Source organism: Stenotrophomonas sp. 10N36 (genome assembly GCF_056395005.1).
On the sequence record NZ_JBFTIS010000014.1, the window covers coordinates 57,797 to 83,984 of the forward strand.

Annotated in this window: 22 protein-coding genes and 3 tRNA genes; 3 read left to right on the plus strand and 22 right to left on the minus strand. The window is 64.6% G+C overall.

The genetic code is table 11. The features are described from left to right. Window positions 1-72 precede the first annotated feature (72 nt). The 22 genes from nusA to AC1DCJ_RS14155 all read right to left on the minus strand — a co-directional run bounded on the left by nusA (window position 73) and on the right by AC1DCJ_RS14155 (window position 21,988). Window positions 73-1,584, minus strand: coding sequence for a transcription termination factor NusA (gene nusA, locus AC1DCJ_RS14050; protein ID WP_038687252.1), 1,512 nt, complete (start codon window positions 1,582-1,584; stop codon window positions 73-75). 4 nt (window positions 1,585-1,588) lie between these two features. Continuing rightward, window positions 1,589-2,179 (minus strand): ribosome maturation factor RimP, encoded by a 591-nt coding sequence (gene rimP / locus AC1DCJ_RS14055; protein ID WP_038687250.1) that lies wholly within the window; start codon window positions 2,177-2,179, stop codon window positions 1,589-1,591. 991 nt (window positions 2,180-3,170) lie between these two features. After that, window positions 3,171-3,247, minus strand: a tRNA-Met gene (locus AC1DCJ_RS14060). Window positions 3,248-3,585: 338 nt separating this feature from the next. Continuing rightward, window positions 3,586-3,662 (minus strand) — tRNA-Met (locus tag AC1DCJ_RS14065). A 125-nt stretch (window positions 3,663-3,787) separates the two neighbouring features. After that, window positions 3,788-5,248 carry an NADH-quinone oxidoreductase subunit NuoN gene (nuoN, locus tag AC1DCJ_RS14070; protein WP_038691974.1) on the minus strand — a complete coding sequence of 487 codons (1,461 nt, stop codon included), beginning with the start codon at window positions 5,246-5,248 and terminating at the stop codon, window positions 3,788-3,790. 36 nt (window positions 5,249-5,284) lie between these two features. Further along, window positions 5,285-6,793 carry an NADH-quinone oxidoreductase subunit M gene (locus AC1DCJ_RS14075; protein WP_478071238.1) on the minus strand — a complete coding sequence of 503 codons (1,509 nt, stop codon included), beginning with the start codon at window positions 6,791-6,793 and terminating at the stop codon, window positions 5,285-5,287. A gap of 23 nt (window positions 6,794-6,816) precedes the next feature. Further along, on the minus strand, window positions 6,817-9,036 hold the full coding sequence (gene nuoL, locus AC1DCJ_RS14080) for an NADH-quinone oxidoreductase subunit L (protein ID WP_478071239.1): 2,220 nt from the start codon (window positions 9,034-9,036) through the stop codon (window positions 6,817-6,819). A 7-nt stretch (window positions 9,037-9,043) separates the two neighbouring features. Beyond that, window positions 9,044-9,349, minus strand: a complete 306-nt coding sequence (nuoK, locus tag AC1DCJ_RS14085) for an NADH-quinone oxidoreductase subunit NuoK (RefSeq protein ID WP_017355932.1) — start codon at window positions 9,347-9,349, stop codon at window positions 9,044-9,046. Next, window positions 9,346-10,005, minus strand: a complete 660-nt coding sequence (locus tag AC1DCJ_RS14090; protein ID WP_181406245.1) for an NADH-quinone oxidoreductase subunit J — start codon at window positions 10,003-10,005, stop codon at window positions 9,346-9,348. Before AC1DCJ_RS14090 ends, nuoK begins: the two co-directional genes overlap by 4 nt. 6 nt (window positions 10,006-10,011) lie before the next feature. After that, the gene (gene nuoI, locus AC1DCJ_RS14095) at window positions 10,012-10,500 is read right to left on the minus strand and encodes an NADH-quinone oxidoreductase subunit NuoI (RefSeq protein WP_038687244.1); all 489 of its coding nucleotides are present in this window, start codon (window positions 10,498-10,500) and stop codon (window positions 10,012-10,014) included. Window positions 10,501-10,503: 3 nt separating this feature from the next. Then, window positions 10,504-11,595: an NADH-quinone oxidoreductase subunit NuoH gene (gene nuoH, locus AC1DCJ_RS14100; protein ID WP_038687242.1), complete on the minus strand. Its 1,092-nt coding sequence runs from the start codon at window positions 11,593-11,595 to the stop codon at window positions 10,504-10,506. Continuing rightward, entirely contained in the window at window positions 11,592-13,844 is a 2,253-nt protein-coding gene (gene nuoG / locus AC1DCJ_RS14105; RefSeq protein WP_038687240.1) for an NADH-quinone oxidoreductase subunit NuoG, read from the minus strand. Before nuoG ends, nuoH begins: the two co-directional genes overlap by 4 nt. Continuing rightward, window positions 13,841-15,181: an NADH-quinone oxidoreductase subunit NuoF gene (gene nuoF, locus AC1DCJ_RS14110; RefSeq protein ID WP_038687238.1), complete on the minus strand. Its 1,341-nt coding sequence runs from the start codon at window positions 15,179-15,181 to the stop codon at window positions 13,841-13,843. Before nuoF ends, nuoG begins: the two co-directional genes overlap by 4 nt. A gap of 3 nt (window positions 15,182-15,184) precedes the next feature. Then, window positions 15,185-15,712, minus strand: a complete 528-nt coding sequence (gene nuoE / locus AC1DCJ_RS14115) for an NADH-quinone oxidoreductase subunit NuoE (RefSeq protein ID WP_038687236.1) — start codon at window positions 15,710-15,712, stop codon at window positions 15,185-15,187. A gap of 94 nt (window positions 15,713-15,806) precedes the next feature. Then, window positions 15,807-17,036, minus strand: a complete 1,230-nt coding sequence (locus AC1DCJ_RS14120) for an NADH-quinone oxidoreductase subunit D (RefSeq protein WP_244880231.1) — start codon at window positions 17,034-17,036, stop codon at window positions 15,807-15,809. An 89-nt stretch (window positions 17,037-17,125) separates the two neighbouring features. Beyond that, complete coding sequence (locus AC1DCJ_RS14125) at window positions 17,126-17,878, minus strand: NADH-quinone oxidoreductase subunit C (RefSeq protein WP_478071240.1); 753 nt, start codon at window positions 17,876-17,878, stop codon at window positions 17,126-17,128. A gap of 32 nt (window positions 17,879-17,910) precedes the next feature. Continuing rightward, window positions 17,911-18,465, minus strand: a complete 555-nt coding sequence (locus AC1DCJ_RS14130; RefSeq protein WP_038687233.1) for a NuoB/complex I 20 kDa subunit family protein — start codon at window positions 18,463-18,465, stop codon at window positions 17,911-17,913. Further along, entirely contained in the window at window positions 18,456-18,812 is a 357-nt protein-coding gene (locus AC1DCJ_RS14135) for an NADH-quinone oxidoreductase subunit A (RefSeq protein WP_038691968.1), read from the minus strand. The genes AC1DCJ_RS14130 and AC1DCJ_RS14135 overlap by 10 nt, the downstream gene beginning before the upstream one ends. 113 nt (window positions 18,813-18,925) lie before the next feature. After that, window positions 18,926-19,010 (minus strand) — tRNA-Leu (locus AC1DCJ_RS14140). A gap of 64 nt (window positions 19,011-19,074) precedes the next feature. Beyond that, a complete protein-coding gene (gene secG / locus AC1DCJ_RS14145; RefSeq protein ID WP_038691966.1) occupies window positions 19,075-19,515 on the minus strand; it encodes a preprotein translocase subunit SecG in 441 nt (146 codons plus the stop codon). A 55-nt stretch (window positions 19,516-19,570) separates the two neighbouring features. Further along, the gene (tpiA, locus tag AC1DCJ_RS14150; protein WP_038687231.1) at window positions 19,571-20,326 is read right to left on the minus strand and encodes a triose-phosphate isomerase; all 756 of its coding nucleotides are present in this window, start codon (window positions 20,324-20,326) and stop codon (window positions 19,571-19,573) included. Window positions 20,327-21,052: 726 nt separating this feature from the next. Further along, window positions 21,053-21,988 carry an isopenicillin N synthase family dioxygenase gene (locus AC1DCJ_RS14155; RefSeq protein WP_038687229.1) on the minus strand — a complete coding sequence of 312 codons (936 nt, stop codon included), beginning with the start codon at window positions 21,986-21,988 and terminating at the stop codon, window positions 21,053-21,055. 198 nt (window positions 21,989-22,186) lie between these two features. On the opposite strand from AC1DCJ_RS14155, the gene AC1DCJ_RS14160 reads away from it, so the two are divergent. From AC1DCJ_RS14160 to AC1DCJ_RS14170, 3 genes are read left to right on the plus strand one after another with little or no spacing between them, the layout of a single operon-like run. Next, a complete protein-coding gene (locus tag AC1DCJ_RS14160; protein ID WP_478071241.1) occupies window positions 22,187-24,052 on the plus strand; it encodes a sulfatase-like hydrolase/transferase in 1,866 nt (621 codons plus the stop codon). Window positions 24,053-24,079: 27 nt separating this feature from the next. Next, complete coding sequence (locus AC1DCJ_RS14165) at window positions 24,080-25,246, plus strand: glycosyltransferase family 4 protein (protein ID WP_478071242.1); 1,167 nt, start codon at window positions 24,080-24,082, stop codon at window positions 25,244-25,246. After that, window positions 25,233-26,087 carry a polysaccharide deacetylase family protein gene (locus tag AC1DCJ_RS14170; RefSeq protein WP_137191714.1) on the plus strand — a complete coding sequence of 285 codons (855 nt, stop codon included), beginning with the start codon at window positions 25,233-25,235 and terminating at the stop codon, window positions 26,085-26,087. Before AC1DCJ_RS14165 ends, AC1DCJ_RS14170 begins: the two co-directional genes overlap by 14 nt. The last annotated feature ends 101 nt before the right edge of the window (window positions 26,088-26,188 follow it).

The window sequence follows — 26,188 nt, forward strand, 5'->3', positions numbered from 1 at the left end:
GCTCCCTCGAAACGTGCGAAGGCAGCGCGGAGTCTAAGCCCTGAGCGGGTCAGGGCACTGTTCATCGCTGGCTCATTCGCCGCGCTCCAGGCGGGCGATCTCCTCGGCTCGGGCGGCCAGGATCAGGGCGGCGGCGCGCTCCTGGTCCAGGTCCTCGATACCGAACTCGAGGATCTCGTCGGCGGCCAGGTCCGACAGGTCCTCACTGGTACGCACGCCGTGACCGGCCAGGGCGTAGGCAGTTGCCTCGTCCATGCCTTCCAGGGCGAGCAGGTCGTCCGACGGCGAACCGTCTTCCAGACCTTCTTCCACCGCCAGCGCCTCGTTCAGCAGCGCATCGCGGGCACGGGCGCGCAGTTCTTCGACGATGTCCTCGTCGAAGCCTTCCACGGCCAGCAGTTCGCCGACCGGGACGTAGGCGATTTCTTCCACGGTGTTGAAGCCTTCGGTCACCAGGATGGCGGCGATTTCTTCATCCACTTCCAGCTTGTCCATGAACAGCTGACGGGCAACGCCCTGCTCTGCCTCGGACTTGGCGGTCACCTGGTCCTGGGTCATTACATTGAGCTGCCACCCGGTCAAGCGGCTGGCAAGACGGACGTTCTGGCCGCCCTTGCCGATCGCCTGGGCCAGGCGCTCTTCAGCGACGGCCAGGTCCATGGAATGCTTTTCTTCGTCGACGATGATCGACTGCACTTCGGCCGGCGCCATCGCATTGATGACGAAGTTGGCCGGGTTCTCGTTCCACAGCACGATGTCCACGCGCTCACCGTTGAGCTCGTTGGACACGGCCTGGACGCGCGAACCGCGCATGCCGATGCAGGCACCGATCGGATCGGTACGCGAATCGTGGGCCAGCACGGCGATCTTGGCGCGGTCGCCCGGATCACGTGCACAGGCCTTGATCTCGACCAGGCCCTGGCCGACTTCCGGCACTTCGAGCTTGAACAGTTCGATCATGAATTCCGGGGCGGCGCGGCTGATGAACAGCTGCGGGCCACGCGGTTCCGAACGGACTTCGGCCAGGTAACCGCGGACGCGGTCGCCGGCGCGCAGGACGTCGCGCGGGATGCCCTTGTCCTTCGGGATGAAGGCTTCGGCGTTGCCACCGAGGTCGACATAGATGTTGCCGCGCTCGGCGCGCTTGACCACACCGGTGACCAGTTCGCCGACGCGGTCCTTCCAGGCATCCACGACCTGCTGGCGCTCGGCTTCGCGCACGCGCTGGACGATGACCTGCTTGGCGGCCTGGGCAGCAATGCGGCCGAAGTCGGGGTTTTCGATCTGTTCTTCGATGTAATCGCCAACTTCGACGCCTTCGGCTTCGTCGATGGCATCCATCAGGCGGATCTGGCGGTCCGGGGACTCCATTACCACGTCATCAGCCACCACTTCCCAGCGGCGGAAGGTTTCGTAGTTGCCGTCCTTGTGGTCGATCGACACACGGGCCAGCACTTCTTCGTCGGGATAGCGCTTCTTCGCAGCCGACGCCAGTGCTGCCTCGATGGCATCGAAGATCACTTCACGCGGAACGCCCTTTTCATTGGCGACCGCATCCACTACCAGCAAAAGTTCCTTGCTCATTGGCTCACTCCGCGCGCGGCTTTTTAGCCGCCGGCTCGTTGGATGGTTTCTTGTTCGCCTTGCCACCCTGCTTGGGTGCCGGGCCAGTCGGTTTGGTCGGAGCGAGGCCGAGGGCGGCCCAGTCCGGCATGATGCGTGCCTTGTCGATATTCTCGACGTCGGCGGTGAACGGGGCGTTGTCGACCTTGAAGGTGACGGTACCCTGCTCATTGTCTACAGCGAGAATCTCGCCCTGCAGGCGACGTCGGCCGTCCTGCGGAAGCTTGAGCGTGACCTTGGCGGATTCGCCGATGGCACGCTCGAATTGTTCTGCGGTGAACAGCGGGCGATCCACACCGGGAGAGGAAACTTCCAGGGTGTAATTGGCGCTGATCGGGTCTTCGACGTCCAGCTGCGCGGACACTTCGCGGCTGACGCGTTCGCAGTCGTCGATGTTGACGATACGCTCGGGCTGTTCGGCCAGCGGCACGTCGATGTAGAGGCGCAGCGTCGCACCACCCGGGGCAGTGAGATATTCCACGCCCAGCAGCTCCAGACCCAGCGACTGAACGGTGGGGGCGAGCAGATTCGCGATTTCGGTTGCCTTGTCGCTCACAGTCGGCCTTGATTCGTTGAAAGAGATACGGTTTGGCCAGTCACGCTGGCCGGGCTCTACTGAACATGTTCCGGAAACAACAAAGGGCCCGCTGGGCCCCTTGTCCGGTACAACTCCGGTCATGCTGGATTCCGGTAGCGGGAACACACGCGGTGTGTGTTCCTGCGAGCCCAGCCTTCCGGGGGGTCACGGCGGCCTGGGTACAGGGTGCCGTTCCTGGAAGCCGGTCGCGGGCCGCATTCACATCCGTTGAAAGGATACGCATGGACAGTCCGCTAAGCCGCTGATGATAGCCGTTGCACCGCGCTGGTGCAATGGCCAGGGGTTTCTGCGGGGTGGCTATTGCGAAAGCTGAACGGGGGTGTCGGGCTTCCAGCGCGTAGATCAAAGGCGGGGCTGGTCGCTTGCGTCGCGGGCACCGGCGCGGGTGGGTTGGCGGGACACGCCGTGAATCCATCCATGGAGGCTCGTGGGCGCCATCCATGGCGCCCAACGGTCCCGCCAACCCACCCACACCGGCACCTGGATGCAAATGGACCAGTCACTGAGATCAAACAAGGCAGCGCTATGCGCCGATAGCCAAGCCAGATCCTCGCCCTACCCCACACCACCAACTCAACAAACCCAAACAACACACCCGACTAAACTCAGCACCGCACGGCGAAAGAGAGCAAAGCAGAGCCGGCCGTTGATCTTCGTTGCACACCGACACTCTATGGAGGCGCTGGCATGGGTGGGATTGCGGGGCCCTCCAGCGCATGGATGCGCTGGCGGAGCTTACAAGGACGTACTTGCAGCGTGCCCCGCGAGCCCACCCATGCCAGCGCCCTCCCAGATGCCGGCACACCGAATTTGATCTGGCTCTGGCTTCAGCGGTTGCTTTCGCTTTTGCACTTGCCTCGAAAAAACAAACCAAACCCCACAACGAAAAAAGCGACCCCGTTTCCGGAATCGCTTCTTCGTCTACTGCATCTGCACTGCAGATTTTCTGTGGTAGCGGGGGCAGGATTTGAACCTGCGACCTTCGGGTTATGAGCCCGACGAGCTGCCAGACTGCTCCACCCCGCAGCAGAAGCGGAATTGTAAGGGAGTTTTCATTCCCATGCAACCCCTTGGTGAAACATATCGTCCGGCGTCCAGGAAAGGCAGCCGACCAACGGTCGGCTCTACCGGGCAACCGCAACGTCCGGAGCAGCCGTCCGGTCCGCTCTACCGCAACGTGTGAAGCAGCCGACCAACGGTCGGCTCTACCGAAGCGTCCGGAGCGTCCGGAGCAGCCGGAGCAGCCGGAGCAGCCGGAGCAGCCGGAGCAGCCGACCAACGCCCTGGGCATACAACGAAAAAAGCGACCCCGTTTCCGGAGTCGCTTGATTCGTCCACTGTCTCCGGCTTGCACCGGAGATATATGGTAGCGGGGGCAGGATTTGAACCTGCGACCTTCGGGTTATGAGCCCGACGAGCTGCCAGACTGCTCCACCCCGCATCAAAAGCGGATGAGCCGGCGTACCAACCAACGGTGGGTACCTTGCAACGATCTTCTGGCGAAACCGCTGCAGCAACAACTCAGGAAACGAATATTACACGATTTGCGCAGTTTTGTATCGTTTTTTACGCAAGATGTGCAAATGCCTGCTGGCACCACACCATGATCGGGTTCCACGACAGGCCCAGGGCCAGCAGCGCCAAGGCATTCACGCCCAGCACCACGCCCAGCACACGGTCGTTGTTGGCCGGCAGTGGCTCGCCCACCGGCTCATCGAAGTACATGACCTTGATGACACGCAGGTAGTAGAAGCAACCCACCACCGCGCACAGCACGCCCAGGATCGCCAACCACAGCATGCCGCCGTTGATCGCCGCGCCCAGCACCGCCAGCTTGGTCCAGAAGCCCAGGAACGGCGGGATACCGGCCATCGACGCCATGATGCACAGCACCAGGCCGGCCATCCACGGGTTGCGGGCATTCAGCCCCTTGAAGTCGTCGATGTTCTCCGCTTCAAAGCCGCTGCGCGACAGCGCGATGATCGCGCCGAAGCCGGCGGTCGACATGATCGCGTAGCTCAGGGCATAGAACAGCGCCGCCGCGTACCCCTGCTCGCCACCGCCGGCAATGCCCAGCAGCAGGAAGCCGATGTGCGACACCGTCGAGTACGCCAGCATGCGCTTCAGGTTGGTCTGCGCGATCGCCATCAGGTTGCCGATCACCAGCGACAGCGCCGCCAGACCACCAATCAGATACTTCCACTCGTCCGACAGCGGACCCACGCCCACTTCCAGCAGGCGGTAAGCCATGCCGAAGGCGGCCAGCTTCGGCGCCGAGCTGATGAACAGCGCGATCGGGGCCGGTGCGCCCTGGTACACGTCAGGCAGCCACATGTGGAACGGCGCCGCGCCGAGCTTGAAGGCCACGCCGGCAATCATGAACACCGCGCCGGTGAGCAGCAGCACGCGCTCTTCCGAATGCGGAATGGCGGCGTGGATGACGTCCAGGTGCAGCGAACCGGTGGCGCCGTAGATCAGCGACATGCCATACAGCAGCAGGCCCGAGGCCAGCGAACCCAGCACGATGTACTTCATCGCCGCTTCGGAAGCCAAGCCGTTCTCACGGTTGCTGGCCACCAGAGCGTACGAACACAGGGCCAGCAGTTCCAGGCCCAGGTACACCATCAGCAGGCTGCCGGCCGACACCAGGATCATCATGCCGGCGGTGCCGAACAGAATCAGCACCGGAATCTCGCCCTGGTACAGCTTGCGCTCGCGCAGGTAGCTCCAGCCGTAAACCAGGGTCAGGCCACTGCACAGCACGATCACGGTCTTCATCACGTCCGCCGCGGTATCGCGGACGAACATGCCGTGGAAGACCTCGCCCTGCCCGCCCACTCCGGTGGCGAGCATGAACAGCACCGCGGCCAGCGCGGCGACCGACAGCAGGTGGGTCCAGATCTTGTTCTTCTCACTGATGAACAGATCCAGGATCAACAGGGCGAACGCACTACCAATCAGCACCAGCTCGGGAGCGAGCGGCGGCAGGTCGGCGGCGGTCAACGGCAACAGCGGCGAGGTGGTCATCATCAAATCCTGGAATCAATACTCTCGACGGCCCGATTACAGCAGCTTGCTGGATGCGATCTGCATCGCCAGCTTCGCGATCGAGGGCTCCATCAGGTCGGTCAGCGGCTTGGGGTACAGGCCAAGGGCAAGCGTGCCCACGGCAAATACACCCAACACCAGCCACTCGCGACCGTTGATGTCCTTCAGTTCGGCGACATGGGCATTGGCCACTTCACCGAAGAACACGCGCTTGTACAACCACAACGTATAGGCCGCCGTGATCACCAGGGTGCTTGCCGCACCCAGTGCCAGCCACGGATTGCGCTGGAAGCTGGCCATGATGATCATGAACTCACCGACGAAACCGCTTGTACCCGGCAGGCCGGCATTGGCCATGAAGAACAGCATGGCGAAGGTGGCAAACCACGGCATCACATTGACCACGCCGCCGTAATCGGCGATGCGGCGGCTGTGCATGCGGTCGTACAGCACGCCGACGCAGGAGAACATCGCACCGGACACGAAGCCGTGCGAAATCATCTGCACCATGGCGCCCTGCAGGCCCAGGCGGGCCGCATCGGGGTTGCCGGCATCACGTACCAGCCACAGCGCAATGAAGGTGCCCAGGGTGACAAAGCCCATGTGCGCGATCGACGAATAGGCGATCAGCTTCTTCATGTCGTCCTGCACCAGGGCGACCAGGCCGACGTAGATCACCGCGATCAGCGACAGCGTGATCACCAGCCAGGCCCATTCCTGCGATGCGTCCGGGACGATCGGCAGGTTGAAGCGCAGGAAGCCGTAGCCACCGATCTTCAGGGCGATGGCGGCCAGGATCACCGAACCGGCGGTGGGTGCTTCGACGTGGGCGTCCGGCAGCCAGGTGTGCACCGGGAACATCGGCACCTTGACCGCGAAGGCGATCAGGAAGGCGAAGAAGATCCAGGTCTGTTCCTTGCCCGACAGCTGCAGCTGGTACAGGTCGGCCAGCTGGAAGCTGCCGCCCTTCAGGTACAGGTAGATCAGGGCCACCAGCATCAGCACCGAGCCGAGGAAGGTGTACAGGAAGAACTTCAGCGCGGCGTAGATGCGACGCGGACCACCCCAGACACCGATGATCAGGAACATCGGGATCAGCATGGCTTCGAAGAACACGTAGAACAGCATCGCGTCGGTTGCCGCGAAGATGCCCACCGTGACGCCTTCCAGGATCAGGAAGGCGGCCACGTACTGGTTGACGCGCTTGTCGATGGCGCTCCAGGCGCCGATCAGGGCCAGCACCGACACCAGCGTGGTCAGCAGGATCAGCGCGATCGCGATGCCGTCCACACCCAGGTTGTAGCCGATCTTGTAGGCGGGGATCCAGGCGCGGGTTTCGACGAACTGCAGCGCGTCGTTCCCCACGTCATAGCCGCTGAGCAGCGACAGGCTGGCCGCGAAGGTCAGCACCGCGACGCCCAGGGACGCCCACCGGGCGGTTTGGGCGTCACGGATGGCAAGGATCAAGGCACCGCCGAGGATCGGCAGCCAGATGAGAACACTGAGTAGGGGCCAGTTCGACACGTCTTCTTATTCCGTACAGGTCATCAACGCAGGTAATGCATCAGGACGCCCAGAAGGGCAATCAGGCCGATGATCATCGCGAAGGCGTAGTGATAGAGGAAACCGGATTGGGTGCGACGCAGCAGGTTGGCCGCCAGATCGATCAGGCGAGCCGAACCGTTGACCACCACACCATCGACGATGTTCGTGTCGATCGCGCGCGAAACCTTACCCAGCTTGATGCCGCCACCGGCGAAGCCGCCGATCCACAGCTTGTCGAAGCCGTACTTGTTCTCCAGCACCGATACCAGCGGCGCGAAGGTCGTGCGGGCCTTGCCCGCCAGCTCCGGCTTCCACAGGTAGAACAGCACCGCCAGCAGGAAGCCGGCCACGGTCAGGAAGAAGGCCGGGGCCATCATGCCGTGCAGCGCGAACGCGACCGGGCCGTGGAACTCTTCGGCCAGCGCGCCAATGGTGTCGCGCGACGGGACGTAGAAATCAACGATGCCGGTGAAGAACGAATGGACCTGGCCCGGGATCGCGTGCTCGGCATGCGCGCCCTTCCAGTCCGTGCCGTACAGCATCGGACCGATGCCGAAGAAGCCGATCACGATCGAGGGGATCGCCAGCAGGATCAGCGGCAGCGTCACCACCCACGGGGTTTCGTGCGGCTCATGCGGACCGTGGCCATGGCCCTGGTCGTCATGGTGCGCGTCGCCATGGTGGGCATCGGCGGCGTGGGCGTCGGCAGCATGGCCATCGACCGCATGCGCGTCGGCATGGTGATCGTCATGGCCATGGGCGTGATCGTCATGCGCGTCGCGGAAGCGTTCCTTGCCATGGAAGGTCAGGAACAGCAGGCGGAAGCTGTAGAAGCTGGTCACGATGACGCCGCCCAGCACCGCCCAGTAGCCGTAGGTGGCCACCCAGCTATGCGACACGTGCGCGTGGTGCTGCGCCGCCTCGATGATGGTGTCCTTGGAGTAGAAGCCGGAGAAGAACGGCGTACCCACCAGGGCCAGCGTGCCGATCCACATGGTCACGAAGGTGATCGGCATGTACTTGCGCAGGCCGCCCATCTTGCGCATGTCCTGCTCGTGGTGCATCGCGATGATGACCGAGCCGGCACCCAGGAACAGCAGCGCCTTGAAGAAGGCGTGGGTCATCAGGTGGAACACGGCGGCCGAATAGGCCGACACACCCAGCGCCACGGTCATGTAGCCCAGCTGGGACAGCGTGGAGTACGCGACGACGCGCTTGATGTCGTTCTGCACGATGCCGATCAGGCCGGTGAAGAACGCGGTGGTGGCACCGATGAACAGCACGAAGTTCAGCGCGGTCTGCGACAGCTCGAACAGCGGCGACATGCGGGTGACCATGAAGATACCGGCGGTCACCATCGTCGCGGCGTGGATCAGGGCCGAGATCGGGGTCGGGCCTTCCATCGAGTCCGGCAGCCACACGTGCAGCGGCACCTGGGCGGACTTGCCCATTGCACCGATGAACAGGCAGATGCAGATGATGGTGGCGATGGACCAGATCACCGGGGCGTCCAGCACCTGGAACGAGGTGCCGAACAGGGTGATCGCGCCGGACCAGATCTGCATCTGTGCCTGCGGGCTGCCCAGGATGGGCGCATTGGCGAACACGGTGGCGTAGTCCAGCGAACCGAACACCCACAACACGCCGGCGATGCCCAGGATGAAGCCGAAGTCACCCACGCGGTTGACCAGGAACGCCTTCATGTTGGCGAAGATCGCGGTCGGGCGCTTGAACCAGAAACCGATCAGCAGGTACGACACCAGGCCCACCGCTTCCCAGCCGAAGAACAGCTGCAGGAAGTTGTTGCTCATCACCAGGGTGAGCATGGAGAAGGTGAACAGCGAGATGTAGCTGAAGAACCGCTGGTAGCCCGGGTCATCCTGCATGTAGCCGATGGTGTACACGTGCACCAGGAACGACACGAAGGTCACCACGACCATCATCATGGCGGTCAGCTTGTCGATCATGAAACCGACATGCGCCGAGTACTGGCCGACTTCGAAGAACGTATAGATGTTCTCGTTGTACGGCTGTGCGCCGCCCCACAGCAGCATGTACAGCACGTAGCTGGACATGATGCAGCTGGCGCCGACACCCAGGATGGTGACCGTCTGTGCGCCGATGCGACCGACCTGCCGGCCGAACAGGCCAGCGATGATGCTGCCGATCAGCGGTGCAAGCACCACTGCGATCAACAGACTCTTGGAGAGAGTGATTTCCATCTACGGATCAGCCCTTCAGCGAGTCGACTTCGCCGACATTGATGGTGCGGCGATTACGGAACAGGGTTACCAGGATCGCAAGACCGATCGCGGCCTCGGCCGCGGCAACGGTGAGGATGAAGAACACGAACAGCTGGCCGGCCGTGTCACCCAGTTCCCGCGAGAACCCGACGAAATTGATGTTGACCGACAGCAGCATCAGCTCGACCGACATCAGCAGCACGATGATGTTCTTGCGGTTGAGGAAGATGCCGGCGAGGCTGATGCAGAACAGCAGCGCGCCCAGTGCCAGGATATGGCCGAGGGTGATCATGGCGTTGCCTCCTCGTCGCTGGACGGCTTGGTGTTGGTGTGGACCACCGGCTTTTCGACAGCCATCTTGACCACGCGCAGGCGGTCGCTGCCCTTGACCATGGTCTGCTCGCTCGGGTTCTGGGTCTTCAGGCCGGTGCGGCGACGCAGGGTCAGCATCACGGCGGCAACCACGGCCACGGTCAGGATGACGGCGGCGAACTCGAACGGCAGCAGGTATTCGGTGAACAGGCTGCGGGCCAGCCAGGTGATGTTGGAGCTGTCGGCCGCCAGTGCGGCGGCGTTGTCGGCCGGGAACGGGTTGACCGCCCTGCCCTTCACCCCGATCAGCACCAGCATCTGCACCAGCATGGTGACCGCGACCACCAGGCCGATCGGCAGGTAACGCACCCAGCCTTCGCGCAGGTTGGTGGCATCGATGTCGAGCATCATCACCACGAACAGGAACAACACCATGACCGCGCCCACGTACACCAGCACCAGGGCCACGCCGAGGAACTCAGCGCCGACCAGGATCCAGATGCAGGCCACGGAGAAGAAGGTCAGGATCAGGTTCAATACGGCGTAGACCGGATTGCGCACGCTGATCACCGCCGCGGCGGAAATGCCCGCCACGATGGAGAAGACCCAGAAACTGATATTTACCCAATCCATCATTCGACCTCAGCGGAAAGCGGCATCGGCGGCGCGACGCTCGGCGATTTCGGCTTCAAGCCGATCCCCGATGGCCAGCAGCTGCGGCTTGGTAACGATGTTCTCGCCACGATTCTCGAAGTGGTACTCGAGGATGTGGGTCTCGACGATCGAGTCCACCGGGCAGCTTTCTTCACAGAAGCCGCAGAAGATGCACTTGAACAGATCGATGTCGTAACGGGTGGTACGGCGGCTGCCGTCCTCGCGCTTGGCCGAATCGATGGTGATGGCCAGTGCCGGGCACACCGCTTCGCACAGCTTGCAGGCGATGCAGCGCTCTTCCCCGTTGGGGTAGCGGCGCAGCGCATGCAGGCCACGGAAACGCGGCGACTGCGGGAACTTCTCCATCGGGTACATCAGCGTGTACTTGGGCTTGAAGGCGTACTTCAGGGTCAACCACAGACCGCCGAGCAGCTCGAGCAGCAGCAGGCTTTTGAAGTAATGGGTAATTCGATTCATCACTTAGACGCCCTTCTGGATCACGCCGTAGAACACCATCACCGCCGTCACTGCAATCCAGAGGATGGTGAGGGGGATGAAGACCTTCCAGCCCAGACGCATGATCTGGTCATAACGGAAGCGCGGGAAGCTGGCACGGAACCAGATGTAGGCGCTGGCGAAGAAGAACACCTTCAGCAGCAGCCACGGCCAACCGCCCTTCCACAGCCAGTCGATCCACGGCGAGATGTCCGCGTTGACCCAGCCCTGGATGGGGCTCAGCCAGCCACCGAGGAAGAAGATCGAGATCAGAAAGCTGATCAGGATCATGTTGGCGTATTCGGCCAGGAAGAACAGCGCGAACGCACCACCGGAGTACTCGACCATGTGGCCGGCCACGATTTCCGATTCGCCTTCCACCACGTCGAACGGCGCGCGGTTGGTTTCGGCAACGCCGGACACCCAGTACACGATGAACAGCGGGAACAGCGGCAGCAGGAACCAGTCGAAGAAGCCGGAGCTGCCGGCCTGGGCCATCACGATGCTGCTCAGGTTCAAGCTGCCCGAAGCGATCATCACGCCGACCAGGGCAAAGCCCATCGCGATTTCGTAGCTGATCATCTGCGCCGAGGCGCGCATCGCACCCAGGAAGGCGTACTTGGAGTTGGACGCCCAGCCCGCGAGGATGATGCCGTACACGCCCAGCGAGGTCATCGCCAGCAGGTACAGCAGACCGGCATTGGCATTGGACAGCACGATCTTGGCGTCGAAGGGAATCACCGACCAGGCCGCGAAGGCCGGGCCGAGCGTGATCAGCGGCGCAAGGATGAACATCGCCTTGTGCGAGCTGGCCGGCTGGATGATTTCCTTGAACAGCAGTTTGAAGACGTCGGCGAAGGCCTGGAAGATGCCCATGCCGACATACATCGGACCATGGCGGACATGCATCCAGCCGATCAGCTTGCGTTCCCAGACCACGAAGAACGCCACCGAGATGATCACCGGCATGGCGATCACCAGGATCTTCAGGATGATCCAGAGCAGCGCGCCGATGTCGCCCAGTGACAGCAGCCACTGGTGCAGCGGGTCGACCGCGTTCAACAGCAATTCGTTCATGCAGCCACCACCGTTACGCGAGCGGCACCCAGCGGTGCGGTTGCACCGTGGCCCGATTCAATCCAGACCGAACCCGCGGCGACGCGGGCGTCGACCACCACCGGCAGAGTGGCGCGACCGGCATCGGTGCCGACCTTGGCCATCTGACCTTCGGCCAACTGCAGGCGGGCGGCATCGGCGGTATTGAGCACGATGCGCGGCGCGGTGTTGAGCGGATGCGACTGCAGCGCCTGGGCGCGGCGGACCACCGCATCGGTGCGGTAAATCGCGGCGGTCGAGGTCACTTCCAGACCCTCGCCTGCCAGCGGCGTTGCGGCCGAGGCGGCCACGGTGACGCTGACCGGGGCCAGGCTGGCACGCAGGCCGGCCAGGTCGATGAACTCGAAACCGGCCAGGGCCAGCTCGCCGCCCAGTGCACGCAGCACACGCCAGCCTTCACGCGCCTCGCCCGGCAGCTTGCCGCCGGCACGGGCCGACTGCTCGCGACCATCAAGGTTGGTCAGGGTGGCATCCACTTCCGGCAGCGCGCCGATCGGCAGGATCACGTCGGCGACGTCGCGGGTGGAGGCACAGGCGAACTGGCTGAAGGCCACCACCTGCGCGCCGGCCAGTGCCTTGCGGGCAGCGGCGGCGTCGGCGAAGTCCAGGCCCGGCTCGATGCCGTAGATGGCATAGGCCTTGCGCGGCTGGGCCAGCATGGCGTTGACGTCCTTGCCGGCCGGCAGCACGCCGGCGCGGGACAGGCCCACGGCATTGGCACCCTGCGGGATACGGCACAGCTTGGCACCGGTGGCGGCAGCGAAATCACGCGCCGCGGCGCGGATCGCAGCAGCCTGCGGGTGGTTTTCGGCGATGCCACCGACGATCAGCACGGCGTTGCCGGCCGAGGCGCTGACGGCATCACGCAGCGCGGCAGAGCCCAGCGCCTCGATGAAGGCCGACGGGGCAACGATCTGCTTGCTGGCCAGCTTGAACGCGAAGTCGAAGTCCACCGGGTTGACGGCGTGGATCTTGGCGTTGCGCGTGGTCTGCGCCTTGCGCAGGCGGGCATGCAGCAGCGGCAGTTCGTGGCGGATGTTGCTGCCCAGAACGACGATGCTGTCGGCGGCTTCGATCTCGGCCAGCGGCAGGCCGAACACTTCGGCGGTGGCGGCGTCGGAGAAGTCGCGGTTGTTGATGCGGTGGTCGATGTTGGTGGTGCCCAGGCCGGCGGCGAGACGGGCCAGCAGCGCGCCCTCCTCGTTCGAGGCCGACGGGTGCACCAGCACGCCGAGGTCATCGCCCTGGTTGGCGGCGAAGATTTCCTTGGCCGCGGCCAGGCCTTCAGCCCAGCTCACTTCCTTCCACTCGCCATTGACCTTGCGCAGCGGCTTGACCGCACGGTCTTCGCTGTACAGGCCCTGGTGCGAATAACGGTCGCGGTCGGACAGCCAGCATTCGTTGACCGACTCGTTGTCACGCGGCACAGCGCGCAGCACTTCGCCGCGACGCACGTGCAGGAACAGGTTCGAGCCCATCGCGTCGTGGTAACCCAGCGACTCGCGCGCGGTCAGTTCCCACGGACGGGCGCGGAACTGGAACACCTTGTTGGTCAGCGCGCCGACCGGGCACACGTCGACGACGTTGCCGGACAGCTCGGTGGTCAGCGGCTTGCCGTCGTAGGTGCCGATCTGCAGGTTTTCACCGCGGTACATGCCACCCAGCTCGTAGGTACCGGCAACGTCGGCGGTGAAGCGGACGCAGCGGGTGCACTGGATGCAGCGGGTCATTTCAGTGGCGACCAGCGGACCGATGTCCTCGTCGGGCACCACGCGCTTGCGCTCGTTGAAGCGGCTGACCGAACGGCCATAGCCCAGCGACACGTCCTGCAGCTCGCACTCGCCGCCCTGATCGCAGATCGGGCAATCCAGCGGGTGGTTGATCAGCAGGAATTCCATCACCGAGCGCTGGAACTTCAGCGCCTTTTCACTGCGGGTGGCGACCTTCATGCCATCCATGACGGGCGTGGCGCAGGCCGGTGCCGGCTTGGGCGACTTTTCGACGTCGACCAGGCACATGCGGCAGTTGGCCGCGATCGGCAGCTTCTCGTGGTAGCAGAAGCGCGGGATCGGGATGCCCGCCTTGTCGGCGGCCTGGATGATCATCGAGCCCTTGGGCACGACCAGGGACTGACCGTCGATTTCGACGGTGACATGTCCCTCGGGCACCACGGCCGGCGTCACGCCCGGATTGTTGGGTTGCGCGCTCATGCAGCGGCTGCCTCCACCTTCTTGCCGTCAACCATCGAATGACCGTTGACGATGTAGTACTCGAATTCGTCCCAGAACTGGCGCAGGAAGCCCTGGATGGGCCATGCCGCCGCTTCACCGAACGCGCAGATGGTGTGACCTTCGATCTGGCCGGCCACCGTCTTCAACTGATGCAGGTCTTCCATGGTGGCTTTGCCGGCGACGATGCGCTCGAGCACGCGATGCATCCAGCCGGTGCCTTCGCGGCACGGGGTGCACTGCCCACAGGATTCCTTGTGGAAGAACTGGCTGATGCGGCAGGCGAACTTGACGCAGCAGACGCTGTCATCCAGCACCACGATGGCGCCCGACCCCAGCCCGGTGCCCAGGGCACGGAGGGTGTCGTAGTCCATCTGCAGGCCCTTGAGCTCTTCGGCCTTCAGCACCGGCATCGAGACGCCGCCCGGGACCGCGCCCTTGAGCGTGCGGCCCGGCTTCAGACCACCGGCCATTTCCAGCAGGTCGTCGAAGGTGGTGCCCAGCGGCACTTCGAAGTTGCCGCCCTTCTGCACGCAGCCGGAGACCGAGAAGATCTTCGGGCCGCCGTTCTTGGTCAGGCTCAGGCCCTGGAACCATTCCGGGCCGTTGCGGATGATCGCCGGCACCGAGGCATAGGTCTCGGTGTTGTTGATCGTCGACGGCTTGCCGTACAGGCCGAAGTTGGCCGGGAACGGCGGCTTGTAGCGCGGCTGGCCCTTCTTGCCTTCCAGCGATTCCATCAGCGCGGTTTCTTCGCCGCAGATGTAGGCGCCAGCGCCCAGCGCGCCGTAGATGTCGATGTCCACGCCGCTGCCAAGGATGTCCTTGCCCAGCCAGCCGTTCGCGTACGCGTCGGCCAGGGCCTGCTCGAAGTTCTCGAACGGCTCGTGGTGGAACTCGCCACGCAGGTAGTTGTAGCCCACGGTCGAGCCGGTGGCGTAGCAGGCGATCGCCATGCCTTCCACGACCGAATGCGGGTTGTAACGCAGGATGTCGCGGTCCTTGCAGGTCCCCGGCTCGGATTCATCCGAGTTGCACAGGATGTACTTCTGCATCGTGCCCTTGGGCATGAAGGACCACTTCAGGCCGGTCGGGAAGCCGGCGCCACCGCGGCCGCGCAGATTGGACTGCTTGACCATCTCGATGACCTGCTCCGGCGAGATCTTCTCTTCGAGGATCTTGCGCAGGGCGGCGTAGCCACCGGTCTTGAGGTAGCTTTCATACGACCACGGGGTGTCGTAATGCAGGGTGGTGTAGACCACCTGGTGCGGCAACGGTGCGGGACCGACCGGACCACTGGGTGCGTGATGATGTGCCATGTCTTACTCCAACCCGTCCAGCAGCTCGTCGACTTTCTCGACGGTCAGGCGCTCGTGGTAATGGCCATTGATGACCATCATCGGCGCACCGGCGCAACCGGCCAGGCATTCTTCTTCACGCTTGAGGTAGACGCGGCCGTCGGCGGTGGACTGACCGGTCTTGCAGCCGAGCTTCTTCTCGGCGTGCGCGACCAGGTCTTCGGCACCGTTCAACCAGCAGCTGATGTTGGTGCAGAAGGCGACGTTGTGGCGGCCGACCTTCTCCAGTTCGAACATCGAGTAGAAGCTGGCGACCTCGTAGGCCCACACCGGCGGCAGGTCCAGGTACTTGGCCACGCCGGCGATCAGCTCGTCGGTCAGCCAGCCCGCATTCTGTTCCTGTGCGGCGTGCAGGCCCTGCAGGACAGCCGAGCGCTTGCGATCCGGCGGGAACTTGGCCAGCCAGTGATCGATGTGCGCACGGGTCTTGTCATTCAAGACCACCATCGGGTCGACGTCGCGCGCCGCCTCGAAATTACCTGTCGCCTTCATCGGCCGACCTCAGCGAATACGAAATCGTTAAAAACCAGAACCTGCAGCGCCGGCAGCAGCCGGCGGGTGTCAGGCATCGTGCAAGCGGATGCGATCACCGGTCCACCTCGCCGAACACCAGATCGTAGGTGCCGATCATGGCCACCACGTCGGCGAGCATGTGCCCGCGCACGATCGAGTCGATCGAGGAAAGATGGGCGAAGCCCGGCGCGCGCAGGTGCACGCGGAACGGCTTGTTGGCGCCATCGGACATCAGGTAGCAGCCGAACTCGCCCTTGGGCGCTTCGACGGCGGCGTAGGTTTCGCCGGCCGGGACGCAGTAGCCTTCACTGAACAGCTTGAAGTGATGGATCAGCGCTTCCATGTCGTCCTTCATGTCTTCCCGGCTGGGCGGGGCGACCTTGAAGTTCTTCACCATCACCGGGCCCGGGTTGGCCTTCAGCCACGCCACGCACTGCTTGATGATGCGGTTGGATTCGCGCATTTCGGCCACGCGGCACAGGTAACGATCGTAGCAATCGCCTTCCTTGCCCAGCGGGATGTCGAACTCGACGGCGTCGTACTTGGCGTACGGCTGCTTCTTGCGCAGATCCCAGGCGATGCCCGAGCCGCGCAGCATCACGCCGGTCATGCCCCAGGCATGCGCCAGTTCGGGGGTGACCACGCCGATGCCAACGGTACGCTGCTTCCAGATGCGGTTGTCGGTGAGCAGGGTTTCGTACTCGTCGACACGCTTCGGGAATTCAACGGTGAAATTCTCGAGGAAATCGAGCAGCGAACCTTCGCGCGCGGCGTTGAGGTTCTTCAGGGCCTTGCCCTTGTGCCAGCGCGATTCGGTGTACTTGGGCATGCGGTCCGGCAGGTCGCGGTAGACGCCGCCCGGACGGTAGTACGCCGCGTGCATGCGTGCGCCGGAGACCGCTTCGTAGCAGTCCATCAGCTCTTCGCGTTCGCGGAAGGCGTACAGCATGACCGCCATCGCGCCCAGATCGAGCGCGTTGGACCCCAGCCACATCAAGTGGTTCAGGATGCGGGTGATTTCGTCGAACAGGGTGCGGATGTACTGCGCACGCTCCGGCGCTTCGATCCCCATCAGGGTTTCGATCGCGCGCACGTAGGCGTGCTCGTTGCACATCATCGACACGTAATCCAGGCGATCCATGTAGCCGATCGACTGGTTGAACGGCTTGGATTCGGCCAGCTTTTCGGTACCACGGTGCAGCAGGCCCACGTGGGGATCTGCACGCATGATGGTTTCGCCGTCCATTTCCAGGATCAGGCGCAGCACACCGTGCGCGGCCGGATGCTGGGGACCGAAGTTCATCGTGTAGTTGCGGATTTCCTGGCGCAGTTCTGCCGGGTTGCTCGCAAAGGCCTGGTGGGCCTGGGGTTCACGCTTGCTCAGATCAGCACTCACTTTACTGCCTCCGTCTGCGCGCTTTCGCCGGCAGCGGTCTGGAAACGGGCATCGTCACGGATCACGCGCGGCACGCCGACGCGCGGCTCCACCGAGGTCACCGGTTCGTAGATCACGCGCTTCTTTTCTTCGTCGTAGCGCACTTCGACGTTGCCGATCAGCGGGAAATCCTTGCGGAACGGATGGCCGACGAAGCCGTAGTCGGTCAGGATCCGGCGCAGGTCCGGGTGGCCTTCGAAGATCACGCCGAACAGGTCGAACGCTTCGCGCTCGAACCAGTTCAGGCCCGGCCATACGTCGGTCAGCGAGGCGACCACCGGCAGTTCCTCATTCGGCGCAAAGCAACGGATGCGCATGGTGAGGTTGTGCTGGTAGGAACGCAGCTGGGCGACCACGGCGAAACGCTGCAGCGGAATCGGCTGCGGCTGGGCGCCATCGCTGGTTTCGCGGGTGGGGAATTCACCCCAGGCGAACCGGCCGACGGACTTGCCCTCGACGCCACGGCTGAAGCCCTGGGACGACACATCGGCCGTATCCCATTCGTCGCTGCCGTAGCCGAGGTAGTCCAGGCCGCACAGATCGACGGCCTGCTCGAAACCGAATACGTCGCGCAGCGCCACAGCCGCGGCATGCCAGTCAGCGGCGGGCACTTCCAGCGTCACTTCGCCGCGGGGTTCGACCACGAAGACCTGCGCACCAGCAAAGTGTGCGGAGAGTCGGTCGATGAAGGAAGGTGCTTGCTCTGCCATGGGGGCTTGGCGTGCTCTAGTCAGGAGGGAGGTCAGCGGGCGATGGTCTGCGTACGCCAGATCTTCTTCTGCAACTGCAGGATCCCGTACACCAGCGCTTCGGCGGTTGGCGGGCAACCGGGGACATAGATGTCCACCGGCACCACGCGGTCACAGCCACGAACCACTGCATAGGAGTAGTGGTAGTAGCCGCCACCGTTGGCGCAGCTGCCCATGGAGATGACCCACTTGGGGTCCGGCATCTGGTCGTAGACCTTGCGCAGGGCCGGGGCCATCTTGTTGACCAGGGTGCCGGCCACGATCATCACGTCGGACTGACGCGGCGACGGGCGGAACACCACACCGTAACGGTCAAGGTCCAGACGCGCGGCGCCGGCATGCATCATTTCGACCGCGCAGCAGGCCAGACCAAAGGTCATCGGCCACATCGAACCGGTACGTGCCCAGTTCAACAGCGCGTCGACGCTGGTGGTCAGGTACCCCTTTTCCAGCAGCGGGTTGTCGCCTTCGGGGCGCAGGATGTCGTCGACCCGCCCTTCCGGGACCGGGTTGTTCATCAGGCCATCGAGCGTCTGAATCACTCCCATTCCAGCGCTCCCTTCTTCCAGACGTAAATGAAACCGAGGAAAAGCATGCCTACGAAGAGGCCCATCGTGACCAGCGAGCGTGCGCCCAGTTCCATGAAGACCTGGGTCCACGGCACGATGAAGATGATTTCCAAGTCAAATACGATGAACTGGATCGCGATCAGGTAGTAGCGCACATCGAACTTCATGCGCGCGTCCTCGAAAGCCTCGAAGCCGCATTCGTACGGCGAGAGCTTTTTCAGATCAGGACGTCGTGGACCGAGGAATCGGCCAACCAGCATCAGCGAAACGCCGATACCGGTGGCAACGATCAGAAACAGCAGAGACGGCAAATATTCGGCCAGCACAGCGATTCTCTCTTGCCTCTGCCGCGACGCCTGCAGGCGTGTTGGCATGGGGGAGTGGACGGATACCGCTACCTGGCGCTTTGCGCGCCAGACGAACCCGCTTACAAACAAAATGGTGCCCAAGAGGGGACTCGAACCCCTACGACCTAAGTCGCTACCACCTCAAGGTAGTGCGTCTACCAATTCCGCCACCTGGGCTTACGTTCGCAAAGAGGGGTTTCCCTATCGGATTCCCTCAGTGCGCCGCATATTGTAACCGTCTTCAGCGAGTCTGGGTGCCTTCCGAAGGCTTTTCTTCACCAGATTTCGGCGTTTCCGCCTGAGCCGGCACAGTGGCCTGCGGAACCGACTGCTGCACAGCGGTTTCCGGGGCCTTGGGCACGGCCGGCAGCTCGCCCGCCGGGGCGGCCGGGGTCGTTGCGACCGGGGCCGACATCAAACCAAGATCCTGCTGGGTGGCCGGGCGCGAGCCATGGCTGGCGTACCAGGCCATGAACAGGCTGATGCCGAAGAACACCACGGCCAGCCACTTGGTCGACTTGGACAGGAAGTTGGACGCGCCACGCGCGCCAAAGACCGTGCCCGAGGCGCCGGCGCCGAAACCCGAGCCTGCGGCGGCACCGGAACCACGCTGCATCAGGATGAGCGCGATCATGGCAACAGCCACCAGCACGTAGACCACATTGAGGATCAACATCAGCATTTCGAATCCGTCCTCGGACATGTTCGTGCCGGCGGTTGGCCGGCAACATTACGAATTAGCGCCCGGCCGCCGCAGTGGCGATGGCCAGGAAGTCCGCGGCTACCAAGGAGGCGCCGCCCACCAGCCCACCATCGACATCGGGCTGCGCGAACAGTTCCCCTGCGTTGTCGGGCTTCACGCTGCCGCCGTACAGGATCGGCAACGAATCGGCGATTCTAGCATCCAGCTTGGCCACTTCGCCACGGATGAACGCATGGACCTGCTGGGCCTGCTCCTTGGAGGCGGTACGGCCGGTACCGATGGCCCAGACCGGCTCATAGGCGACAACGGCGTGCTGGAAGCCGGCCGGGCCGACCAGGGCAAGCACGGGGGCGAGCTGGGCGGCGATGACCTGCTCGGTCTGGCCGGCCTCGCGCTGCTCGAGGGTTTCGCCCACGCACAGCACCGGGGCCAGGCCGGCATGCAGGGCGGCGGCGAACTTGCGGGCAACCAGTTCGCTGGTTTCATTGTGGTACTGGCGGCGCTCGGAGTGGCCGACCAGGCCGAACCGGGCCCCGACTTCGGCCAGCATGGCGGCGGAGACCTCACCGGTGTAGGCGCCCTTTTCGTTGGAGCTGACATCCTGCGAGCCGAAGGCGATGGCCCGGCCCTCAAAGGCTTCGACCAGCTCGCCCAGGTACGGCAGCGGGGGCAGGATCACCACCTCGACGCCATCGACCGGGAGGCTGGCGACCAGGTCGCTGACCAGGTCGGTGGCGAATTGGCGGCTGCCGTGCAGCTTCCAGTTACCGGCGACGATCTTGCGGCGCATGCGGTGCTCCTTTGGGTATCAGCCCGCAATGATACCGGATGAAACGAAACGGCGTGGTTGCGAAAACGCTTACATTTCAAATGGATATTGGTTTGGGGGGATGCGAACGGCGTGGATTCCGTTGCTATCGAGTTGGGCTGGCGCGGGTGGGTTGGCGGGACACGCCGTAAATCCGTCCCTGGAGGCTCGTGAGCGCCATCCATGGCGCCCAACGGTCCCGCCAACCCACCCACACCAGCCCCCGACAGTTGGCCGGTTCGCATGGGAGAGCGGTGGAGCGTGCCGACCAACGGTCGGCACCTACCCATCCCCACACCCCATCACCCATCACCCATCCCCAATCCCCAATCCCCAATCCCCAGTCACCCAGTCACCCAGTCACCCAGTCACCCGTAGCCCGTCGCCCACAGCCCACAGCCCACAGCCTCAACTATCCGCAGACCCAAAGCACCAGCAGCAAGCCCGCCCCTGCCCTCGGTTCCGGTCGCAGCAATCTGTGAGGTCGGGCGCTGCCATGCCCCGCCGGGACCTTAGGCAACATGGATGTTGCCTAAGAGCCCCCAGGGACGGGTTCACGGCGTGTCCCGGCGGGGCATGGCAGCGCCCGACCAACCGACAGCAACCGACCAGCCAGCCAGCCGTTGCAGTTGCCGTTGCCGTTGAAGTTGCCGTTGAATTTGACGTTAAAAAGAAGAAGGCCGCCTTCCGGCGGCCCTCCTCCCAACATCATTTCAGCTTGATCTCGCGCAAACGCTCTTCCAGGAAGCCATGCGCCGTAATCGGCTCCGGATAGCGGCTCGGGTTCTCCGGCGTGATGCAGGTCGGCAGCACATCGATCAGGAAGTCCGGATTCGGGTGCAGGAAGAACGGCACCGAATAGCGCGGCTGGCGCGCCTGCTCGCCCGGGGGATTGACCACCCGGTGGATCGTCGACGGATACACATGGTTGGTCAGACGCTGCAGCATGTCGCCAATGTTCACCACGATCGTGTCCGCGTCGGAGGTGAACGGCACCCACTTGCCCTCGTGCGACTGCACCTCCAGCCCCGCCGCGCTCGCGCCCACCAGCAGCGTGATGAAGTTGATGTCGCCGTGTGCACCGGCGCGCACGTTCGGAATGTTCTCGGCGGTGATCGGCGGGTAGTGGATCGGGCGCAGGATCGAATTGCCGTTGTTGGTCTTGTCCGCGAAGAAATCTTCCGGCAGCCCGATGTGCAGCGCCAGCGCCGACAGCACCCGCGACCCCAGCTGGTCCAGCGCCTGGTACAGCGCATAGCCCCGCTCGCGGAAGTTCGGCACCTCGGACGGCCACAGGTTCGGCGCCATCACATCACGGTACTTCGAGTCGTCCGGAATCTCGCGGCCGATGTGCCAGAACTCCTTCAGATCGAAGTGCTGCGAGCCCTTGGCCGTCTCCACGCCAAAGGCCGTGTAGCCGCGCGCCCCGCCGCTGCCCGGCACGTGGTACTGGCGCTTGGTCTCTTCCGGCAGTGCGAAGAAGGCCTTGAACACCTCGTAGGCCGCGTCGATGTCGGCCTGCGGGATGCCGTGGTTGCGGATGCCTGCGAATCCCCATTCGCGGTAGGCCGCGCCCAGCTCGGCAACGAAGGCGTCGCGGTCACTGTCGAAACGGGTGATGTCGAGGGTCGGGATCTGGCTCACAGCGGCTTCCTGGCTTGTTCGGATGGGTCGCGGGCCATCTCGGTGGCCCGGCTGAACATTGTGCCAGATCCGCCACCCGGCACTGCCGACACAAAGATACAAACCGATACAATGCGCCCGCCCTGTTGCCATACGCAGGGTGACGACGCAGCCGCCGCCACGTCCCCCGCCCCTTCCACTGCGCCGCCGACACGCTCCATGCCCTCTTCCCTGCCCGCTTATACCCCCTCCCCGTCCACGCGCTGGCAGCGCCTGGCCTGGTTGAGCCTGTTCACCGCCCTCAATGCCGGCGCCGCGATCCTCATCGCGCTGGGCAACACCCCGCTGGGCGACAACCCCGGTGGCGGGCTCGGGCTGGCCTACCTGAGCGTTGCCCTGCCCGGCCATTTTCTCGCACTCGGCGCCGTGGTGTCGCTGCTGCCGCTGCTGCTCGGGCTGGGCCTGCGCGCGCCGCGGGGCCTGGTGGTGAGCGCGGTGGTGCTGCAGACCCTGTGGCTGTGCCTGCTGCTGGTCGATGCCAAGGTGTTCGCCCTGTATCGCTTCCACCTCAATGCCATGGTGCTCAACATGGTGTTCGGCGGCGCACTGCAGGACCAGGTCGCGCTGTCCTGGCAGACCTGGCTGCAGGCCGGGGCCGTGCTGGCCGCCGTGGTGCTGGCCGAGGTGCTGCTGGCCTGGGCCTGCTGGCGGCTGGTACCCGGCGCGGCGCGGCGGCGGCCGCTGCTGCTGGCCTGGGCTGCCGGCCTGGTCCTGATGACCTGCGGCCAGGTCGCCACCGCCTATTACGACGCCCGCGGCGAACGCGCGGTGACCAGCCAGTGGGCCTACCTGCCCTGGGCGCAGCCGATCACCGCCAAGCGCCACATGCACCGGCTCGGCGTGCACAGCCTGCCCCAGGCCAGCCTGCCCGACCCGCGCCACAGCCAGCTGCAGTACCCGTTGCACCCGATGCGCTGCCAGAGCAACGTGCAGCCCAATGTGCTGGTGGTGGTGATGGAATCGCTGCGCCATGACGCGCTGGACGCCACCACCATGCCCAACACCTGGGCACTGGCCGCGCAGTCGGAACAGTTCACCGCCCATTACAGCAGCGGCAATGCCACCCGCTACGGCCTGTTCGGCCTGCTGTACGGGCTGCCCGGCGGCTACTGGGACAGCATGCTCAGCGAACAGCGCGGCTCGCAGCTGTTCGACGTGCTCCAGCAGCAGGGGTACGACCTGCACCTGTATGGCAGCGCGCCGCTGCACAGCCCGGAATTCGACCGCACCGTGTTTGCCCAGGTGCGCAACCAGCTGCACACCGCGCCGTCGGCACTGCCGGTGGCCGCGCGCGATCGGCACATCATCGATGCCCTGCGCGCCGACATCACCCGGCCCGGCAAGGGGCACTGGTTCGGGTTTGCGTTCCTGGACAGCACCCACGCGCCCTACCACCTGCCCAAGGACTACCCGCCGCTGGCCACCCCGATGGCGACCCACATCGACTTCCTCGCGCTGGACGAGGACCACGTGCCGGTGCCCGAGCGCAACCGCTACCGCACCGCCGTGCACTACGCCGATGGCTTGCTGGGCGAGCTGATGCAGACCCTGCGCGACAGCGGCCAGGCCGACAACACCATCGTGCTGGTGACCGGCGACCACGCCGAGGAATTCAACGACCTCGGCCTGAACTACTGGGGCCACAACGGCAACTTCTCCGACTACCAGATGCGCGTGCCGTTCGTGCTGCATTGGCCCGGCCGCGCGCCCGCCCGGCATACCGCCAACACCAGCCACGAAGACTGGGTACCCACCCTGATGCGCCATGGCCTGGGGTGCGAGAACGCGCTGGCGGACTTCAGTACCGGCCGCGACCTGTTCGACCCGGTGCCGACCGACCGTGCCCTGCTGGTGGAAAGCTGGTCGCAGCGCGGCATCCGCCATGGCGAGCGCACCTACGTGTTCGACAAGTTCGGCAACGCCACCACCCTGGACCGCCAGTACCTGCCGGTGGCCGACCAGCAACCCGATGCCGCTGCAGTACGCGCGGCGTGGGATGCCCTCACCCATTTCCGCCGGCCATAAGCCGGCCGCTCCCCCGGAACGTTCATGATGAACATGCCTTCCAACACCGCGCCCCTCAAGATCCTGCACACGGAAGCCGCCAAGGGATTCGGCGGGCAGGAGATCTACATCTACCGCCACATGCTGGCCATGCGCGAGCGTGGCCATGACGTGTCGCTGCTGTGCCAGCCCGGTGCGCAGCTGGGCACCGTCGCACGCGAGGCCGGCTTCACCGTCCATGACCTGAAAATGGGCGGGCTGCTGCGCCTGGTGCGCGGGATCTGGTCGGTGCGGCGGCTGGTGCGCCGCCATGGCTTCGACGTGGTCAATACCACCAGCCGTCGCGACAGCCTGATCGCCGCCGCCGGTGCGCGGCTGGGGCGCACGCCACTGGTGGTGCGCTCGCGCCACCTGATGAGCCCGGTCAACTCGCTGCTGACCTATACCGGCCTGCCGCACCGGGTGATGACGGTCAGCAGCTTCGTCAAGCAGCTGCTGGTGGCGCGCGGGGTGGACGACCGCCACGTGGGCATCGTGCCGCCGATCGCGGTGCCGCCGGAGTGGTCGAAGATCGATTGCGAAGATCCGTGGCAATGCGTTCAGGACACCCGTGCCGAAGTGCGCCGCGAGCTGGGCTTTGCCGACGACCAGATCGTGGTTGGCTGCGTGGCGGTGCTGCGTGAACCCAAGGGCCACGTGGACCTGCTGCGCGCGATTGCGCCGCTGTGCCGCCAGCATCCCAACCTGCACCTGGTGATTGTCGGTGACGGCCAGCCGGTGATGGGCCGGCTGGAGGCGCTGCGCAGCGAGCTGGGCGTGGCCGCGCAGGTGCACCTGCTCGGCTACCGGCACGGTGCATGCCGCCTGATGGCCGGCTTCGACATCTTCGCCCTGGCCACGCACAAGGAAGCGGCCGGCACGGTATTCCTGGAGGCGGCGCACGTGGGCGTGCCGGTGGTGGCCACGCGCGTGGGCGGGGTGCCGGAAATGGTGTTGGAAGGCAGCAATGCTATTCTCGCCCCACTAGGCGACCAGGCGGCCCTGACCCAGGCGTTGCAGACCCTGGTTGACGACTCCGCGCAGCGTCGGCGCATGGGCCGCGCCGGTTGGGAATGGATGCGCAGCGCGCAGCGCTTCACCCCGTCGGGGCATACCGAAGCGACCGAACACTATTACCACCAGTGGTTGAAGGAACTGGGCCATGGCCAACGCTAGATCCGTGCCGGTATTGATGCACCACCACGTATCGCCGTCGCCGGGGATGATCACGGTGTCGCCGGAGAACTTCGAAAGCCAGATCGCGTGGTTGGCCCACAACGGCTGGACCTCGCTGACGCTGGCGCAGTACGCCGACTTCCTGGCCGGCAAGCCGGTCCCGCGTAAGTCGATCGTGATCACCTTCGACGACGGCTACCTGGACAACTGGGTGTACGCGCACCCGATCCTGCTCAAGTACGGCATGCACGCGGTGGTGTTCGTGGTGACCGGCTGGATGGGCGAAGGCCCGGTGCGCCCGCACGCCGGGCAACCGGGGGTAACGCTGCCACCTACCCCGGACCATCGCGGGTGCGAAGCGGCGATCCTGCGTGACGACCGCACCGACGAAGTGATGATGCGTTGGAGCGAGGCGCGCGCGATGATCGCGGCCGGCACCTTCGAAGTGCATTGCCACACCCACTCGCATACGCGCTGGTTGAAGCAGGACATTACCCGCGAGCAGAAGTGCGAGGGCATCACCCGCGACCTGTCGATGGCGCGGCTGGTGCTGCAGCAGCAGCTGGGCGAGGTGTCGGACACGCTGTGCTGGCCCTACGGCGATTTCGACGCGGACTACCTGCCGATCGCACGTGCACAGGGCTTCAAGTACCTGCACACCACGCACCCGTTCGGGCGCAACGTGGTGGGCGGCAATCCGGAGCACATCTACCGGTTCGCGATCCGCAACCGCCCGGCCAGCTGGCTGCGCAAGCGCATCGCGTGGAGTTACCACCCCTTGATCGCGCCGGTGTTCAACCGCTTCAAGGCGAAGCAGAAGAAGATGGTGCCGGGGCCGTAAGGCCCGGGTACCGCCGGGCTCTGGCGCGGCCTGCATCCGGTACGCGCTGGCGCTTGCGCTATAGCCGCGTAGCGCCGGGCTCTGCCCGGCTTGCATCCTGC